Origin of the sequence: Burkholderia metallica, assembly GCF_001718555.1 — a bacterium.
In the GTDB taxonomy this organism is placed as follows: Bacteria; Pseudomonadota; Gammaproteobacteria; order Burkholderiales; family Burkholderiaceae; genus Burkholderia; species Burkholderia metallica.
Genome location: NZ_CP013401.1, coordinates 1053160 through 1070269, shown reverse-complemented (window position 1 = coordinate 1070269; position 17110 = coordinate 1053160). Strand labels below are relative to the sequence as shown.

13 protein-coding genes are annotated in these 17110 nt (G+C 69.3%); 9 read left to right on the top strand and 4 right to left on the bottom strand.

All coding sequences use genetic code 11. From position 1 onward, the window contains the following. Positions 1–17 precede the first annotated feature (17 nt). From WJ16_RS04815 to WJ16_RS04800, 4 genes are read left to right on the top strand one after another with little or no spacing between them, the layout of a single operon-like run. Positions 18–524, top strand: coding sequence for an NAD(P)H-dependent oxidoreductase subunit E (locus WJ16_RS04815; RefSeq protein WP_069256075.1), 507 nt, complete (start codon positions 18–20; stop codon positions 522–524). Beyond that, positions 521–2098: a formate dehydrogenase beta subunit gene (locus tag WJ16_RS04810; protein WP_069256074.1), complete on the top strand. Its 1578-nt coding sequence runs from the start codon at positions 521–523 to the stop codon at positions 2096–2098. The genes WJ16_RS04815 and WJ16_RS04810 overlap by 4 nt, the downstream gene beginning before the upstream one ends. A 17-nt stretch (positions 2099–2115) precedes the next feature. Beyond that, entirely contained in the window at positions 2116–5067 is a 2952-nt protein-coding gene (gene fdhF / locus WJ16_RS04805) for a formate dehydrogenase subunit alpha (protein WP_069256073.1), read from the top strand. A 7-nt stretch (positions 5068–5074) separates the two neighbouring features. After that, on the top strand, positions 5075–5326 hold the full coding sequence (locus WJ16_RS04800) for a formate dehydrogenase subunit delta (protein ID WP_069256072.1): 252 nt from the start codon (positions 5075–5077) through the stop codon (positions 5324–5326). Between the two features lie 8 nt (positions 5327–5334). Here WJ16_RS04800 and WJ16_RS04795 read toward each other — a convergent pair whose 3' ends face one another. Then, positions 5335–6978: an FAD-dependent monooxygenase gene (locus tag WJ16_RS04795; protein ID WP_069256071.1), complete on the bottom strand. Its 1644-nt coding sequence runs from the start codon at positions 6976–6978 to the stop codon at positions 5335–5337. 130 nt (positions 6979–7108) lie between these two features. Between WJ16_RS04795 and WJ16_RS04790 the strand changes: the two genes are divergently transcribed. Beyond that, a complete protein-coding gene (locus WJ16_RS04790) occupies positions 7109–8947 on the top strand; it encodes a tetratricopeptide repeat protein (protein WP_418219849.1) in 1839 nt (612 codons plus the stop codon). Between the two features lie 82 nt (positions 8948–9029). Here WJ16_RS04790 and tcuC read toward each other — a convergent pair whose 3' ends face one another. Continuing rightward, the gene (tcuC, locus tag WJ16_RS04785; protein WP_069257956.1) at positions 9030–10325 is read right to left on the bottom strand and encodes an MFS transporter; all 1296 of its coding nucleotides are present in this window, start codon (positions 10323–10325) and stop codon (positions 9030–9032) included. 349 nt (positions 10326–10674) lie between these two features. Between tcuC and WJ16_RS04780 the strand changes: the two genes are divergently transcribed. Next, positions 10675–11619 (top strand): hypothetical protein, encoded by a 945-nt coding sequence (locus tag WJ16_RS04780; protein ID WP_208606993.1) that lies wholly within the window; start codon positions 10675–10677, stop codon positions 11617–11619. A gap of 79 nt (positions 11620–11698) precedes the next feature. On the opposite strand, the gene WJ16_RS04775 is transcribed toward WJ16_RS04780, so the two are convergent. Next, positions 11699–12391, bottom strand: coding sequence for a DUF2968 domain-containing protein (locus tag WJ16_RS04775; protein ID WP_069256068.1), 693 nt, complete (start codon positions 12389–12391; stop codon positions 11699–11701). A gap of 115 nt (positions 12392–12506) precedes the next feature. Beyond that, the gene (locus WJ16_RS04770) at positions 12507–13697 is read right to left on the bottom strand and encodes a gamma-glutamyl-gamma-aminobutyrate hydrolase family protein (protein ID WP_069256067.1); all 1191 of its coding nucleotides are present in this window, start codon (positions 13695–13697) and stop codon (positions 12507–12509) included. 278 nt (positions 13698–13975) lie between these two features. Here WJ16_RS04770 and WJ16_RS04765 point away from each other — a divergent pair, with 278 nt between their 5' ends. From WJ16_RS04765 to WJ16_RS04755, 3 genes are all read left to right on the top strand, one after another. Next, positions 13976–14656: a GntR family transcriptional regulator gene (locus WJ16_RS04765; protein WP_069256066.1), complete on the top strand. Its 681-nt coding sequence runs from the start codon at positions 13976–13978 to the stop codon at positions 14654–14656. A gap of 6 nt (positions 14657–14662) precedes the next feature. Further along, positions 14663–16039 carry an amidase gene (locus WJ16_RS04760; RefSeq protein ID WP_069256065.1) on the top strand — a complete coding sequence of 459 codons (1377 nt, stop codon included), beginning with the start codon at positions 14663–14665 and terminating at the stop codon, positions 16037–16039. Between the two features lie 137 nt (positions 16040–16176). Then, positions 16177–16689: a disulfide bond formation protein B gene (locus WJ16_RS04755; protein ID WP_069256064.1), complete on the top strand. Its 513-nt coding sequence runs from the start codon at positions 16177–16179 to the stop codon at positions 16687–16689. Positions 16690–17110 lie beyond the last annotated feature (421 nt).

The following is a 17110-nucleotide window of genomic DNA, read 5'->3' as shown; positions in this document are numbered from 1 at the left end:
TTGGAGGAGTACGACCGATGTCCCCGAATTCCCCCGCGCCCGACGCGCTCGTCGAGCGCCATGCACGCGCCGGCCGGTCGCTCGTGGCGATCCTGCACGCGATCCAGGACGATGCGGGCTACGTGCCGCCGGGCTGCGTCGCGCCGCTCGCCAGGGCACTCAACCTGTCGCGCGCGGAAGTGCACGGCGTACTGACCTACTACCACCACTTCCGCACCGCGCCGCCCGCCCGCGTGACGATCCAGATGTGTCGCGCCGAAGCCTGCCGCAGCATGGGCTGCGAAGCGCTCGCCGCGCATGCGGAAGCCCGCACCGGTTGCCGGTTCGACGCGGCGCACGGCGATGCGGCGGATGCGGATGCGCATGCACGCGGCGACGTGGCGCTCGAATCGGTCTACTGCCTCGGACTGTGTGCGCAGTCGCCGTCGCTGACGCTCAACGGCGTGCTGCATGCAAAGGTCACGCCGGAGAAATTCGACGCGCTGCTTGCCGAAGCGACCGCCCGCACCCCGGAGGCCGCATGACGACCCGCATCTACGTTCCGCGCGATTCGTCCGCGCTGGCACTCGGCGCCGACGCGCTGGCCGCCGCGATCGTGGCGGAAGCCGAACGACGCGGCGCGGCGGTCGAACTGGTCCGCAACGGCTCGCGCGGGCTGCTGTGGCTCGAACCGCTCGTCGAGGTCGGGACGGCCGCCGGCCGCGTCGGCTATGCGAACCTGTCGGCCGCCGACGTGCCGGCCCTGTTCGACGCGAACTGGCTCGACGGCGGCGCGCATCCGAGCGGCGTCGGTCTCGTCGACGCGCTGCCCTATCTCGCGCGCCAGCAACGCCTCACGTTCGCGCGCATCGGCCTGACCGATCCGCTGTCGATCGACGACTACCTGCGATACGACGGCCTCGCCGGCCTGAAGAATGCGCTCGCGCTCGACGGCGATGCCGCGTGCGAAACGCTGATCGAATCCGGGCTGCGCGGCCGCGGCGGCGCGGCGTTTCCGGCCGGCATCAAGTGGCGCACGGTCCGGCACGCGAGTGCCGCGCAGAAATACATCGTCTGCAATGCGGACGAAGGCGATTCGGGCACCTTCTCCGATCGCCTGCTCATGGAATGCGATCCGTACTGCCTGATCGAAGGGATGATCATCGCGGGCATCGCAACCGGCGCGACGCTCGGCTATATCTACGTGCGCAGCGAATACCCGCACGCCATCGCGACGCTCGAAGCCGCGATCGTCCGCGCGCGCGACGCCGGCTGGCTCGGCGAGCACGTGCTCGGCTCCGCGCATGCGTTCGACCTGCACGTCGCGAAAGGCGCGGGCTCGTACGTGTGCGGCGAGGAAACGGCGCTGCTCGAATCGCTCGAAGGCAAGCGCGGCGTCGTGCGTGCGAAACCGCCGCTGCCCGCGCTTGCCGGCCTGTACGGCCAGCCGACCGTCATCAACAACGTGATCACGCTCGCGACCGCGCCCGTGATCTTCGCGCGCGGCGCCGCGTTCTATCGCGACTACGGGATGGGCCGCTCGCGCGGCACACTGCCGTTCCAGCTCGCGGGCAACATCCGCCACGGCGGCCTCGTCGAGCTCGCATTCGGCGTCACGCTGCGCGAGCTGCTGTTCGACTTCGGCGGCGGCACGGCAAGCGGCCGGCCCGCGCGCGCCGCGCAGGTCGGCGGACCGCTCGGCACCTACCTGCCCGATCACCAGTGGGACGTACCGCTCGACTACGAAGCGTACACGGCGATCGGCGCGGTGGTCGGCCACGGCGGCATCGTGCTGCACGACGACACGTCGAACCTCGCCGAGCTCGCCGAATACGCGATGAAGTTCTGCGCGATCGAATCGTGCGGCAAGTGCACGCCGTGCCGGATCGGTTCGACGCGCGGCGTCGAGACGATCGCGCGCATCCGCGACGGCGATACGTCGGAACGGCAGGTCACGCTGCTGCGCGACCTGTGCGACACGATGCTGGCCGGTTCGCTGTGCGCGATGGGCGGCATGACACCGTACCCGGTGCTGTCCGCGCTCGATCATTTCCCCGAAGATTTCGGGCTCGCCGCCGGCAAGCAGGCCGCGACGGGTCCGGTCAAGGCTGCGGCCTGACCCAGAAGGAGCCCTGCATGTCACTCGACACGAACAACGTCCGCCAAGGCGGCTGCGGCTCGGGCCAATGCGCGTGCAAGAGCGCCGCGCAGGCGCGCACCGTCGACCCGTTCGACGATACCGACTACGGCACGCCGCAACGGCATGCCGATACAGACGTCACGCTCGAAATCGACGGCCAGCCGGTCACGGTGCCGGCCGGCACGTCGGTGATGCGCGCGGCGATCGAAGCCGGCGTCAACGTCCCGAAGCTCTGCGCGACCGATTCGCTCGAGCCGTTCGGCTCGTGCCGGCTGTGCCTCGTCGAGATCGAGGGCCGGCGCGGTTATCCGGCGTCGTGCACGACGCCGGCCGAAGCGGGGATGAGGGTGCGCACGCAGTCGGACCGGCTGCAATCGCTGCGTCGCAACGTGATGGAGCTGTACATCTCCGACCATCCGCTCGACTGCCTCACCTGCCCCGCCAACGGCGACTGCGAGCTGCAGGACATGGCGGGCGTCGTCGGGTTGCGCGAAGTGCGCTACGGCTTCGACGGCGCGAATCACCTGCGCGACCAGAAGGACGAGTCGAATCCGTACTTCACGTACGACCCGTCGAAGTGCATCGTCTGCAATCGTTGCGTGCGTGCATGCGAGGAAACGCAGGGCACGTTCGCGCTGACGATCGCCGCGCGCGGTTTCGAATCGCGCGTCGCCGCGGGCGAAAGCGAATCGTTCATGGCGTCGGAATGCGTATCGTGCGGCGCGTGCGTCGCTGCGTGCCCGACCGCCACGCTGCAGGAAAAATCCGTCGTGCAACTCGGGCAGGCCGAGCACTCGGTCGTCACGACCTGCGCGTACTGCGGCGTCGGCTGCTCGTTCAAGGCGGAAATGAAGGGCACGCAGGTCGTGCGCATGACGCCGCACAAGAACGGTCTCGCAAATGAAGGCCACGCGTGCGTGAAGGGCCGCTTCGCATGGGGCTATGCGACGCACAAGGACCGCATCACGAAGCCGATGATCCGCGAGAAGATCACCGACCCGTGGCGCGAAGTCAGCTGGGACGAAGCGCTCACCTACGCGGCAACGCAATTCCGCAAGCTGCAGCAGAAGTACGGCCGCGACTCGATCGGCGGCATCACGTCGTCGCGCTGCACGAACGAGGAAACCTACCTCGTGCAGAAGCTCGTGCGCGCGGCGTTCGGCAACAACAACGTCGACACCTGCGCACGCGTGTGCCACTCGCCGACCGGCTACGGCCTGAAGACGACGCTCGGTGAATCGGCCGGCACGCAGACGTTCGCATCGGTCGGCCAGGCCGACGTGATCGTCGTGATGGGCGCGAACCCGACCGACGGCCACCCGGTGTTCGGCTCGCGGCTGAAGCGTCGCATACGGGAGGGCGCGAAGCTGATCGTAATCGACCCGCGCCGCATCGACGTGGTCGACGGCCCGCACGTGAAAGCCACGCATCACCTGCAGCTGCGCCCGGGCACCAACGTCGCGATCGTCAACGCGCTCGCGCACGTGATCGTCACCGAAGGGCTGGTTGACGACGCGTTCGTCGCCGAGCGCTGCGAGACGCGCGCGTTCGAACAATGGCGCAACTTCGTGTCGCGCGCCGACAATTCGCCCGAGGCCACCGCCGACGTGACGGGCGTACCGGCCGATCAGGTACGCGCCGCCGCGCGCCTCTACGCCACCGGCGGCAATGCCGCGATCTACTACGGGCTGGGCGTCACCGAACACGCGCAGGGCTCGACGACGGTGATGGGCATCGCGAACCTCGCGATGGCGACCGGCAACGTCGGCCGCGAAGGCGTCGGCGTCAATCCGCTGCGCGGCCAGAACAACGTGCAAGGTTCGTGCGACATGGGCTCGTTCCCGCACGAGCTGCCCGGCTACCGGCACATCAGCGACACCATCGTGCGCACGCAGTTCGAACAGGCGTGGTCGGCCACGCTGCAGCCGGAACCGGGGCTGCGCATCCCGAACATGTTCGACGCGGCGCTCGACGGCAGCTTCAAGGGCCTCTACTGTCAGGGCGAGGACATCGTCCAGTCGGATCCGAACACGCAGCACGTCGCGGCCGCGCTGTCGGCGATGGAATGCATCGTCGTGCAGGACATTTTCCTGAACGAGACCGCGAAATACGCGCACGTGCTGCTGCCGGGCTCGACCTTCCTCGAGAAGGACGGCACGTTCACGAACGCGGAGCGCCGCATCTCGCGCGTGCGCAAGGTGATGCCGCCGCTCGCCGGCTACGCGGACTGGGAAGTGACGCTGCTGTTGTCGCAGGCGCTCGGCTACGACATGCACTACACGCATCCGTCGGAAATCATGGACGAGATCGCGCGGCTCACGCCGACCTTCTCCGGTGTGTCGTACGCGAAACTCGACGCGCTCGGCAGCATCCAGTGGCCGTGCAACGAGCATGCGCCGGACGGCACGCCGACGATGCACATCGACGCATTCGTGCGCGGCAAGGGCAAGTTCGTGATCACGCAGTTCATCGCGTCGCCGGAGAAGGTCACGCAACGGTACCCGCTGATCCTGACGACCGGCCGCATCCTGTCGCAGTACAACGTCGGCGCGCAGACACGCCGCACCGAGAACGTCCGTTGGCACGAAGAAGACCGCCTCGAGATCCATCCGCACGACGCGGAGGATCGCGGGATCCGGACCGGCGACTGGGTCGGCATCGAATCGCGGGCGGGCCAGACCGTGCTGCGCGCGCTCGTTTCCGACCGCATGCAGCCGGGCGTCGTGTACACGACGTTCCACTTCCCCGAATCGGGCGCGAACGTGATCACGACGGACAGCTCCGACTGGGCGACGAACTGCCCCGAATACAAGGTGACGGCCGTGCAGGTGATGCCGGTCGCGCAGCCGTCCGACTGGCAGCAAGCGTACGCGCGCTTCAATACGGAGCAGCTCGATCTGCTGGAACGCCGCGCCGCCGCGTCGGTCGCCGTGACCACGGGCAAGTGAGGAAGCGATGGACAACGGACACCTGATCGACATGGCCAACCAGATTGGCGCGTTCTTCGAATCGATGCCCGATCGCGACGAAGCGCTGACCGGCATCGCCGACCATATCCGGCGCTTCTGGGAGCCGCGGATGCGCCGCGCGTTGCTCGCGGCGCTCGACGATCCGTCGAGCGAGGCCGGGCAGCGCGCGGCACCGATCGTGCGCGACGCGATCGCCGCGCACCGCGCGTCGCTCGTGCCCGCCGCGGCGAGCGCCTGAGCGCACCGCTACGCGGATCGCGACATGCCCGCGAACCAGCTTTCGCAATGGCGCAACAGCGCGTTCGCGTCGGTCGCGGTGCGCCCGCGCGCGGCGACATAGCCGTCGGGCCGCAGCAGGTAAAACGCCGGCCGCGACCGCCCGTACTCCTGCGCAAGCCCTGCATCATCGTCTTGCGCATCGGTGACGCGCCACACGCGCACCGCGTCCGGCATGATCCGTTCGAGCCCCTGCACGAGCGCCTGCGCATCGGCAGGCATCGGCGGCACCGCACCGGCGTCGGCATTGGGCGGCTCTTCCAGCAGCAGCAGCGTAAAGCTCGCCGGATCGTGCAGGTCGTATAGCCGCGCCGTTCCCGGCGCCTGACCGAGCGGCCCGTCGAGCACGCGCACGGGCGCGTCGGGCGCCCGTTCGCCTGCGCGCGGCCCGCCGTCGAGCACGCGCTCCAGCGTGAGCGGACTCTTCCGGTATTGCACGCCGAGCTCGCTGACCGTGCGCCGCACCGCGTCACGCATCGGCCCGAACGACGCCAGCAGCGGCACGACATGATCACGCAGCAGCTTCATCGCGCCGCGCTCGGCTTCGACGATCTGCGTGACGAAACCGGTCTGCCGCAACACGTCGCGCTCGATCGGATGACGCTCTGCGTGGTACGTGTCGAGCAGCCGCTCGGGCGTGCCCGCGCCGAGCACGCGCGCGAGCTTCCAGCCGAGATTGAACGCTTCCTGCATGCCCGTGTTCATGCCCTGCGCGCCGGCCGGGCTATGGACATGTGCTGCGTCGCCCGCGAAGAACACGCGGCCGTGACGCAGGCGGTCGACCATCCGGCTGTGCAGGTGAAAATACGACGACCACGCGAGATCGCTCGGCGAGATCGACGCGCCGGCACGGGCGCGCACGATCGCATCGCATTCCGCGAGCGACGGAGCCGGCGCATCGGGCGACGCGCCGCTGCCGGGCGGCCGGTCGGCCACGAGCCGGTACCGGCCTTCGCCCATCGGAAACAGGCCGGCGATGCCTTCGGGCGTCGTGAACAGGTGGATCTCTTCATCCGGCCAGTCGGGTATCGCCGCGAAATCGGCAAGCAGGAAAGTCTGTTCGAACGCATGCCCGGCGAAGCCCACGCCGAGCAGATGCCTGACCGTGCTGTGTGCGCCGTCGGCCGCGATCAGGTACGACGGTGAGAACGATTCGTCGCGACCGTCGGTACCGCGGATCGACACGTCGAGCGCCCCGCCGCCCGCGTCGCACGCGGTCAACGTCGCACCGCGCTCGACCGTCACGCCGAGCCCGGCCAGGTGCTCGCAGAGCAGGCGCTCGGTGACGGTCTGATCGAGAAACAGCAGGTACGGATAACGCGTTTGCAGCGGATCGAAATCAAGCCGCGCAATCACGCGGCCGTCGGCATGCAGCGCGGCCGCATGCGCACGATGGCCGAGTGCGAGAAACGGTTCGACCGCACGATGCTGCTCCAGCAGTTCGAGCGTGCGTGCCTGGATGCCGATCGCGCGCGAATGCGGCGCGGGTACAACGAGCCGGTCGATGATGCGCACCGGCACGCGGGCCCGCGCGAGGCTCATCGCCGCGGCAAGGCCGGTCGGCCCCGCACCGACGATCAGCACGGGCCGGATATCGGGCAGTGTGTCAGCCATGAGAACCTCGATGACGCGCAACGGTGCCAGTCTACGCCCGTCCGGGTGACGGGGCCATATGCCGATCGGCCGATGCGCGGCCCCGCCGCGCGGTGTGGGAAAATACGCGCTTTCCGTCAGTTATCGCGTCATGGATTCCGCATTCGACCGGGCGTACGCCGCACACCGCGCGGGCCGCCTCGCCGAGGCCGAGCACGGCTACCGCAACGCGCTCGCCTCCAATCCCGCCGACGCCGACGCGCTCCATCTGTTCGGCGTGCTGCGGCACCAGCAGGGCCAGCATGCCGAGGCGGCCGATCTCGTCGGCCGCGCCGTCGCGCTGCGTCCGGACGACGCCGCGCTGCAGCTCAATCTCGGCAACGCGCTGAAGGCGCTCGGCCGGCTCGACGAAGCAGTCGACCGCTTTCGCAACGCGCTGACGCTCGCGCCCGAATTTCCGCTCGCGCACTACAACCTCGGCAACGCGTATGCGGCGCTGCAGCGCCACGACGATGCGATCGATGCGTTCGGCCGCGCGCTCCGGCTCACGCCCGACGATGCGTCGATCCACAACAATCTCGGCAACGCGCTGAACGCGCTCGGCCGCCACGACGACGCGCTCGCCGCATTCCGTCGCGCGCTCGAGCTGCGGCCCGGGCATGCGGGCGCGCACAACAACCTCGCGATGGCGCTGAACGCGATGGGGCGCGCCGACGACGCGATCGCGCACTTCCAGGCCGCGATCGCCGCGCAGCCGCGCTTCGTCGCCGCGCATTTCAATCTGGGCAACACGCTCGATGCGCTCGGGCGGCATGCCGAGGCGGCCGCCGCGTTCGAAGCCGCGCTCGCGCTGCATCCGCCGTTTCCACTCGCGCTGTTCGGGCTCGCGAACGCACTGTGCGCGCAGGCACGCCACCGCGACGCGCTGCCCTACTACGAGCGTGCCGTCGGCCTCGATCCGTCGTTCAGCCTGGCCTGGCTGAACCTCGGTAACGCCCATCACGCGCTCGGCGCGCACGAGATGGCGCTGCGCGCATTCGACCAGGCGCTGCGCGTTGCGCCCGATCTCACGCTGGCACGGCTGCACCGCGCGGTCACGCTGCTCACGCTCGGCGACTTCACGCGCGGCCTGCCTGCCTATGAAGCGCGCCACGACACGCCCGGCGCGACACCGCTCGGGTCGCTGCCGCGCTGGCAAGGCGAGCCGATTGCAGCGCGCACGCTGCTGATCCGCGCGGAACAGGGCTTCGGCGACACGCTGCAGTTCGTCCGCTTCGTGCCGCTCGCCCGCGCACGCTGCGCGCGCGTCGTGCTCGAAGTCCAGCCTGAACTCGTTGCGCTGCTGGCGCCGGCCGCGTCGCGCTGGCGCGTGACGCTCGTCGCACAGGGCACCGCGAAACCGCCTGCCGCGGATGTCGCGTGCACCCTGATGAGCCTGCCGTTCCTGCTCGGGCTTCAGGCGGAGGACATCGTCGCGGGCTCGCGCTATCTCGATGCCCCCGACGGCGCACGACGGCGCTTTCGCGGCTCGCTCGGCGGGCAGTCGAAACGCAAGTTCGGCCTCGCGTGGTCGGGGCGCCGGCAGGCGCAGGAAAATCGCTCGATGCCGTTCGATACGCTCGCACCGCTGCTCGCGCTGCCGGACATCGACTGGATCGTGCTGCAACCCGCGCTCGACGACGACGAACGCGCGCGTGTCGACGCGCATCCGCGCGTGCATCGGCTCGACCGCCGGCTGAACGACTTTGCCGACACGGCCGCACTGATCGAGCGGCTCGACGGCGTCGTCACGATCGATACGGCAGTCGCGCACCTGGCCGGCGCGCTCGGCAAGCCGCTATGGGTCATGCTGCCGTTCGCGGCCGACTGGCGCTGGTTCACCGGCGACGACTGTCCGTGGTATCCGCAAGCGCGGCTCGCCCGCCAGCCCGCGCCGGGGCAATGGCTCGACGTCGCGGCCGCAGTCGCCGACAGGCTGCGCGAAGCCTGAACGCGCACGAAAAAAGGGAGCGCGGCGCGCCCCCTTCGAATGCGATGCGTGCGGCCGGCGCCGCACAGGAAATGGGCGGCGCTCAGACCGCCTTGTACTGGTTGCGCGATTCGGACGTGCGATACAACACGAGTGTCGCGATCAACCCGCAAATCGCGGCAGTGCTCAGCCACAAACCCGGCGCCGCCTTGTTCCCGGTCTGATGAATCAGCAACGTCGAGATCGCGGGCGTGAAACCGCCGATTGTCGTTGCCAGGCTGTAGGCAAGCGAGAAACCGGCCGTGCGCACGTCGGCCGGCATCACCTCGGTCAGCGCGACGACCATCGCGCCGTTGTACGACGCGTACAGGAACGACAGCCACAGCTCGACCGCGAGCAGCCGCAGGAACGACGGATCGCCGACGAGCCACAGCACGGCCGGGTAAGCCGACACCAGCGTCAGCACGGTGAACGCGATCAGCACCGGGCGGCGGCCGATACGGTCGGACAACGCACCGGACAGCGGCAGCCACACGAGATTGGAGATCCCCACGCACACGGTCACGACGAGCGCGTCGAGCGACGACAGGTGCAGCACTTCCTTGCCGAACGTCGGCGTATAGGCGGTGATCATGTAGAACGACACCGTCGTCATGATCACCATCCCCATGCCCGCCACCACCACGCCCCAGTTCTCGAGCATCGAACGCATGATCTCGCCCATCGACGGACGATGACGCTTCGCGAGGAACTCGTCGGTCTCCTTCAGCGAACGGCGGATCAGGAACAGGAACGGCACGATCAGGCAGCCGATCAGGAACGGAATGCGCCAGCCCCAAGCGGTCATTTCCTCGGCCGGCAGCGCGCGGTTGAGCAGCACGCCGACGAACGCGGCGAACACCACGGCCACCTGCTGGCTGCCCGACTGCCACGACGTATAGAACCCCTTGTGGCCCTTCGTCGCGATTTCCGACAGGTAGACCGACACGCCGCCCAGTTCGACGCCCGCCGAGAAACCCTGCAACAATCGCCCGAGCAGCACGAGCACCGGCGCGAGCACGCCGATCGTCGCGTAGCCGGGCACCGCGGCCACCGTGAGCGTGCCGAGCGCCATCAGCCCGAGCGTCAGGATCAGCCCCTTGCGCCGGCCGTGATGGTCGATGTACGCACCCAGCACGATCGCACCGACCGGCCGCATCAGGAAGCCCGCGCCGAACACCGACAGCGACAACATCAGCGACGCAAACGCGTTGCCGCTCGGGAAGTAGGTTTTTGCGATGGCCGACGCGTAATAGCCGTAGACCATGAAGTCGTACATTTCCAGGAAGTTGCCGCTGACGACTCGAAATACGGTGCGGAATTTCGATTCCTGCGCGACGGCGTGTGATGCTGTGGACATGTTTTTCTCGCTCAGCTCGGATGGCGCGCATCCGCGCCGCTTGGATCCGACGACGCACGCGGCGCCGGGCCGGCGCACACGGGCATCGCTGCCCGCCGGCGGCGCACCGCGCAACGACGCGCGCACCGGCATGGTCACGCATCATGCCACGGCAGCCCGACATTTGCCTTGTGTCGCCCTGCCGTCGCCTTCGTCGCGTTCTTCTCGTACGAGTCGCCCCGAAACGGAAGCAAAAATCAGATTGATCTGATCGACCGGCCTGCGTCGGCTCGCCACAATGGTCGGATTTGCGACGACCTTCCCGCGCCGCACCGACACGGTTGACCGTGTCGCATCGCGCACCGCCCTCATGACCTCATCGCTCCTCGTCTCCGTCGAAGGCGCCCTCGCCCGCCCGCGCGCCAGGCCGCTCGATCACGTACCGCCGTTCGGCCGCGACTGGATCTTTCGCGACGCCCGCGGTGCGCGACCCGACAAGCGCTGGGTCGCGACACTGGCGACGTTCTGCATCGACGTCGACCGGCCGCACCGCGCATGCCACTGGCAGCCGCTGCCCGTCGCCACGTCGGCACCGGCTCATGCGGGGCCGACGGTTGCACTGCCCGCCGCTGCGGGCCTGCATGCCCCCCGTATCGGCGGCGGCGTTCGCGACCGACGCGCGAGGTACGCGATCTGCTGGAGCATCGGCGCGCTCGGCATCATCAGCTGGCTGATCGCCGTGCATGAATCGCCCTCGGGGGCCGGGCCGGCATACGCGAGTCAAACGGCCGTCGGCGTCGCGGATCACGCGACACCGTCGTCCGGCGCGATGCGGGTCGCCACGGTTGCACCGCTTGCGTCGACGAGCGCACCACCGCCGCGCAAGATGGCCGCGCCTGTCGCGACTCCCGCCGAAGCACCGCAGGCCGCGCGCCCCGTCACGCGTCGTCCGGCGTCGCTTCGTCCGACGGCAACGGCCAGCGTACCGCCGACAGCCGTTGCCGCGTCACCTCGTTCGAACGGCAAGCGCACCGCTGCGGCGCCGGCTGGCACGCCGACCGTGTCGCGGCTGGCTACACATCATCCACTGAGCCGGAGCGGCACGGTCGACGCCCGCCCCCGCGCCCGACTCGTCGCGCCGCCGCGTGCAGCCGGCGATACGCGCGACGACCCGCTCACGCTGATCGCAACGGCAAGCGCGCTGCGCACGACCCCGCCGGCCGGCGCAGCACGCGCCCCCGCCCCTGGTTTCGACTGGACGGCGCAACTGTCCCATCGTCGCCTGACCGATCCGCGGAACACGTTCCCGCGCTGACCGCCGTCCATAAAAAAACCCGGCGAAGCACGCTTCGCCGGGTTTTCCTCATCTCTTTTCGCGTCCGTTCGACGCATCGTCACTTATGCGCGGGCAGCCCCGTCTCGGTCTGCTTCTCGAGTTGCCGCACCTGCTCCTGCAGATCGCGCAACTGAAGTTGCGCGGCCCGCTTCTCGACCTGCAGCGCCTGGGTCTGCTCCTGCGCCGACCGCTGCCGCTGCGCGACTTCGGCCTGCTGGCTGCGCGCAACGCTCAGGTCGGCCTGCAACTGCTGCGCACGATTCGTCTGCAGCGCGATCACGCGTTCGAGAAACGCCTTCTGCGCCTCCAGCTCGGTGCGGCGGATCTCGATATCGGCAAGTTGTACGGTCTGCTGAACGAAATTCCCGTACACCATCTCGGCGCGGCTCTTCTCCTGCGACCGGATCACACGCCACAGGTGCTTGTCCTGAAACAGCGCGACGTAGTACGTCATCTCGCGCGGATCGAACATCAGGCTCGCACCGTAGCTGCCGTTGTACGTCGTGCGCATCTCGACGATCCGGCCATCGTGCAGCATCTGCGTCAGCTCGGCGACGTTGCCTTGCGCGGACGCATCCGTCGCAGCCGTGGTGGATGCCGCCGCGTCGCCGCGCAGGCTCGTGACCGCCGGACGCGTACCGGCGGCGGGCGCGGTCGCGTCGGCGGACCAGGCGATGCCCGCTTGCGTGCAGGCGGCCAGCGCAACGATCCACGTTGCGCATCGTGCAGGGGAAAAATTTCGGAAGGCCAACGTCAGACTCCGGCGAACGAATCGGAACTCGCGATTATCGTTCAAAACGAAACGGCCGCATCTCGAATTTATCGGGATGCGGCCGGCCTTCGTGCGACGCAAGGAAAGCCCTCTGCTACAGGCGCGTTTCGCGCGCCGCGCGCAGGAACGCATCGAGCAGCGGCGTGCAGTCGAGCAGTTCCGAACCGCCGGCCCGATGGAACTCGGGGTGCCACTGCACGCCGACGACGAACGGCGAACGCCGATGGCGAATGCCTTCGATGATCCCGTCGCCGGCCGACACGGCTTCGATGCTCAGATCGCGACCGAGATCGCGGATCGCCTGGTGATGGATCGAGTTGACGATCGCTTCGCTGCGTCCGGGGAACATGCTCGCGAGCGTCGACGTATCCGGGAAGCGGATCGCGTGACGATGCTGGTCGTAATGCTCGCTCACGTGCGCGTGCGCGGTCGGCACGTCGGTGGCGATGTCCTGGTACAGCGAGCCGCCGAACGCAACGTTGATCAGCTGGCAGCCGCGGCACACGCCGAGGACGGGTTTGCCGGATTCGACGAATTCGTGCAGCAACTCGAGCTCGTACATGTCGCGCACGCGATCGCCCGGCCATTCGGGGCGCGCGTCGGACGCGGCATAGGTTTGCGGCGAAACGTCGGCGCCCCCCTGCAGCAGCAGCCCGTCGAGATGCTTCGCGTAATCGCGCAGGCGGATGTTGCTCGGGTGCAGCATGCCCTGATGGCCGACCGTCGGAATCATGAACACGAGCACGTCGCGCGACATCACCCAGTGTGCGATCGATTCCTCGAGATACTGCAGCGTCTTGCCGCGCAGCCCCTTCGCACCCGGTTCCGGATGGAAGATCCGCGCCGACACGCCGATGCGCAGCGTGCGCTGCGTGATGCGCTGGCCGGCTCGATCGAACAGCCGGCGCGCTCGCGCCGCGACGATCCGGCCGAACACCGACCATGGCGTGTCGTTCTGCTTCAGGTAAGCCGGCGGCGCATTCTGCGCGCTCGCGGGCGGCGGGCGCGGCGTGTCGAAATCGGGCGGTGCGCCGAATCCGGGCGGCGGTGCGCCGGGCTTCGGCGGAACCGCTGCGGCAGCGCCATCGACGGCGGCACCCGCCGCGCCCGGCGCACCGGGTTCGGAGGCGGCCGTGACCGGCGACGCGCCGTCATCGGCGACCTTCTGCGCGGCGGCCTGGGCGGCCGGCGCATCGGGCGCTTCCGCCGGATCGGGACGGTGGGAATCGGAAGAAACGGAGGAGTTGCCGGACAGACCGGCCGGGGAAGGCGTGTTTTCGCTCATGACGATGGTCTGGTGCGTCGCTCACGCGGATGAATAGACGAGGATTCATTATGCTTCAGTGCACGATCACGCGGCAAACCTGCAACATCCTGTCGATATTGTTGCAAGTCGCCGGCACGTTGCGCCGCGGAGCGTTCCCTCCCCGCGCCGGATCGCCGCCGCACCGCGTCGAGGGCTGGACAGCAGTGATATATCACAATAATATCCATGCATCGTCCACGCTTGCCGCTCTCCCGCATCATGATCGCGCCCCGTCCGGCCACCGCGCCGCAACCCGCATGAGCACCGTCACCGGCGTCACCCGCGAGCGGCCCGCCGTGCCGGCGGCGAGCCTCGCCGACCGTGCGTACGCGCTGATCCAGCGCGACATCATCACGATGCGCCTGAAGCCCGGCGCCGCGCTCAACGAAGCCGACCTCGTCGCGCGCACCGGCATCGGCCGCACGCCGGTGCATCAGGCCGTGCACCGGCTCGTGCTCGAAGGGTTGCTGTCCGTGATGCCGCGCAAGGGATTGCTGGTGCAGCCGCTGTCGCTCGACGACATCGTCGCGGTGATCGACGTGCGGCGCATCAACGAAGCGCACTGCGCGGAACTCGCCGCGCGCCACGCGACACCCGACGATCTCGCGCGGCTGGCCGCGCTGCTCGACGACGGACAGGCATGCGTCGACACGCACGACGTCGAGGGGATGATGGAGCTCGACCGCGCGTTCCACCAGGCAATCGCCGCGGCCGCGCGCAATGCGGTGCTCGCCGAGATCCTGCGCGCGCTGCACGAGCGCTCGCTGCGTTTCTGGTTCGTCACGCTGTCCGAGCCCCACCATCTCGCCGACGTCCAGCACGAGCACCGCGAGCTGTTCGACCGGCTGTCCGCGCGCGACGCCGCCGGCGCGCGCGCGGCTGTCGAAAACCACATCGATTCGTTCCGCTCCACGCTTCTTCAACATCTTCGTCCCTGAGCCGCCATGACCACGTTCACGCCCTTCCCCCCGCTTGCCCAGCTCGCCGCCGATCTCGCCGCCGGCCGGACCACGAGCCGCGCGCTCGTCGACACCGCGCTCGAGCGAATCGCCGATCCGTCGGGCCAGGGCGCGGTCGTCTTCACCGAAGTCGATGCCGACAACGCGCGCGCAGCCGCCGACGCGCACGACCGGCTGCGCGCCGCGGGCACCGTGCTGTCGCCGCTCGCGGGCATTCCCGTGTCGGTCAAGGACCTGTTCGACGTCGCGGGCCAGGTGACGCGCGCGGGTTCGCGCGTGCTCGACGGCGCACCGCCCGCACGCACCGACGCAGTCGCCGTCGCGCGGCTCAAGCGCGCGGGCGCGGTCCTGGTCGGCCGCACCAACATGAGCGAGTTCGCGTTCTCGGGGCTCGGGCTGAATCCGCACTTCGGCCATCCGCGCTCGCCGTACCATCGCGACGTGCCGGGCGACGCGCGGATTTCCGGCGGCTCGTCGTCCGGCGCGGCCGCGTCGGTCGCCGACGGGATGGCGGCGGTCGCGCTCGGCACCGACACCGGCGGCTCGATCCGCATCCCGGCCGCACTGTGCGGGCTGACGGGCTTCAAGCCGACCGCGAGCCGGATCCCGACGCAAGGCGGCGTGCCGCTGTCGACGACGCTCGACTCGTTCGGCCCGATCGGCCTGACGGTCGCCTGCTGTGCGCTCGTCGACCGGATGCTCGCGGGCCTCGAACCGCACGTGCCGGCCGCGCGGCCGCTCGAAGGCGTGCGGCTCGGCGTGCTGACGAACTACGTGACCGATGGCGTCGATGCCGACGTCGCGGCCGCGCTCGACGCCGCCCTCAAGCATCTCGAAGCCGCCGGCGCGATCGTCACCGAAGTGCGCTTCCCGGCGCTCGACCGGCTGCCTGAGATCAACCGCTTCGGCTTCTCGCCGATCGAGGCATATGCGTGGCATCGCCCGTTGCTCGCGCAGCACCGCGACCAGTACGACCCGCGCGTGCTCTCGCGCATCCTGAAGGGCGAACCCGCGAGCGCGGCCGACTATCTCGACCTGCTCGCCGCGCGCGCCGCGATGCTCGACGAAGCTGCGCATACCGTCTGGTCGCGCTTCGATGCGCTCGTCGCGCCGACGGTGCCGGTCGTGCCGCCGCGCATCGCCGACCTCGAAACCGACGACGACGCCTTCACGCGCACCAACGCGCTGATCCTGCGCAACCCGAGCGCGTTCAACTTCCTCGACGCGTGCGGACTGTCGCTGCCGTGCCATCCGCCCGACGCGGCGCCGGTCGGCCTGATGCTCGCGGCAGCGCCGCATCACGACGACGCGCTGCTCTCGATCGGGCAGGCGGTCGAGGCCGTGCTGAACACGATCCGCTGAACGCGGCCCCGAGCGCCGGCGGACGGCACGCGCGGTGCGGCAGGGTGCCGCACACGCGTTGTCAGTTTCGTGCCAGACCGTTCGCGCTAAAATCGCGCGATTGTTTTCCGGACCGACCCACGAGGAACCCCGCCGACATGAACGACTACACGCTCGCAATCCGCCGCGAACGCCGCCTGCTGATGCTGCTCGGATGGGTGTGCATCGCCCTGCTGGCCGGCGCGCTGTACCTGCAGTACGTGAAGAACGAAGATCCGTGCCCGCTGTGCATCATCCAGCGCTACTTCTTCTGCGCGATCGGGATCTTCGCGTTCCTGGCCGCCGGCATTCGCAACTGGCGCGGCGTCTGGGTGCTCGAACTGCTGATCGCGATCGCCGCGGCCGGCGGGGCCGCCACGGCCGCGCGGCATCTGTCGATCCAGATGAATCCGGGCTTCAGCTGCGGCTTCGACACGCTGCAGCCGATCGTCGACAGCCTGCCGCCCGCGCAGTGGTTCCCCGGCATGTTCAAAGTCGCCGGGCTGTGCGAGACCGTCTACCCGCCGATCTTCGGCATCCTGCTGCCGGGCTGGGCGCTGATCGGCTTCGCCCTGATCCTGATCGCCGTCGTCGCGAGCCTCTGGCGCCATCGCCGCAAGCTCGCGGCCTGACGGCCGGCGTCGCACCGGCCTGCGCGCGGCCCGCTCGCCCGGGCCGCGACGTCGCCCGCCGATGGCCGCGTGGCCCCGGCGCGCTCGCCGTCCCGGCACGGCTCCCGCATCCGGCCAACTCCGTGTAAACCCCTACTCCGCTACCGCCCGGTCGTCCGGGCGAACGCATCGCGCGCGACGTCCACGGCGAGCCCCGCCACGCCTGCGTTTCGCCCCGATGCGCTCGCGTCGGCGCCCCGATCCCCCGCAGCGGGCCTATGATCGACATGATCGCCTCCTGATAGCGCGGATCACCGCTCCGCGATGTTCCCGCCGCGTTGCGGTGCTATCTTCGTGACTGGATGGCGATCTACGTGCGCGAGGCCAGGCGGTCTCACCACCCCTGCGTAACGCGCGCCCGATCCGCAATGTCGACTGGATT

What these genes read in the sequence shown, in the direction of transcription:
- WJ16_RS04790 (WP_418219849.1), top strand. Translation starts at nt 7,109, where the DNA reads ATGGATTCCGCATTCGACCGGGCGTACGCCGCACACCGCGCGGGCCGC.
- WJ16_RS04795 (WP_069256071.1), bottom strand. Translation starts at nt 6,978, where the DNA reads ATGGCTGACACACTGCCCGATATCCGGCCCGTGCTGATCGTCGGTGCG.
- tcuC (WP_069257956.1), bottom strand. Translation starts at nt 10,325, where the DNA reads ATGTCCACAGCATCACACGCCGTCGCGCAGGAATCGAAATTCCGCACC.
- WJ16_RS04770 (WP_069256067.1), bottom strand. Translation starts at nt 13,697, where the DNA reads ATGAGCGAAAACACGCCTTCCCCGGCCGGTCTGTCCGGCAACTCCTCC.
- WJ16_RS04815 (WP_069256075.1), top strand. Translation starts at nt 18, where the DNA reads ATGTCCCCGAATTCCCCCGCGCCCGACGCGCTCGTCGAGCGCCATGCA.
- WJ16_RS04755 (WP_069256064.1), top strand. Translation starts at nt 16,177, where the DNA reads ATGAACGACTACACGCTCGCAATCCGCCGCGAACGCCGCCTGCTGATG.
- WJ16_RS04800 (WP_069256072.1), top strand. Translation starts at nt 5,075, where the DNA reads ATGGACAACGGACACCTGATCGACATGGCCAACCAGATTGGCGCGTTC.
- WJ16_RS04760 (WP_069256065.1), top strand. Translation starts at nt 14,663, where the DNA reads ATGACCACGTTCACGCCCTTCCCCCCGCTTGCCCAGCTCGCCGCCGAT.
- fdhF (WP_069256073.1), top strand. Translation starts at nt 2,116, where the DNA reads ATGTCACTCGACACGAACAACGTCCGCCAAGGCGGCTGCGGCTCGGGC.
- WJ16_RS04810 (WP_069256074.1), top strand. Translation starts at nt 521, where the DNA reads ATGACGACCCGCATCTACGTTCCGCGCGATTCGTCCGCGCTGGCACTC.
- WJ16_RS04765 (WP_069256066.1), top strand. Translation starts at nt 13,976, where the DNA reads ATGAGCACCGTCACCGGCGTCACCCGCGAGCGGCCCGCCGTGCCGGCG.
- WJ16_RS04780 (WP_208606993.1), top strand. Translation starts at nt 10,675, where the DNA reads ATGACCTCATCGCTCCTCGTCTCCGTCGAAGGCGCCCTCGCCCGCCCG.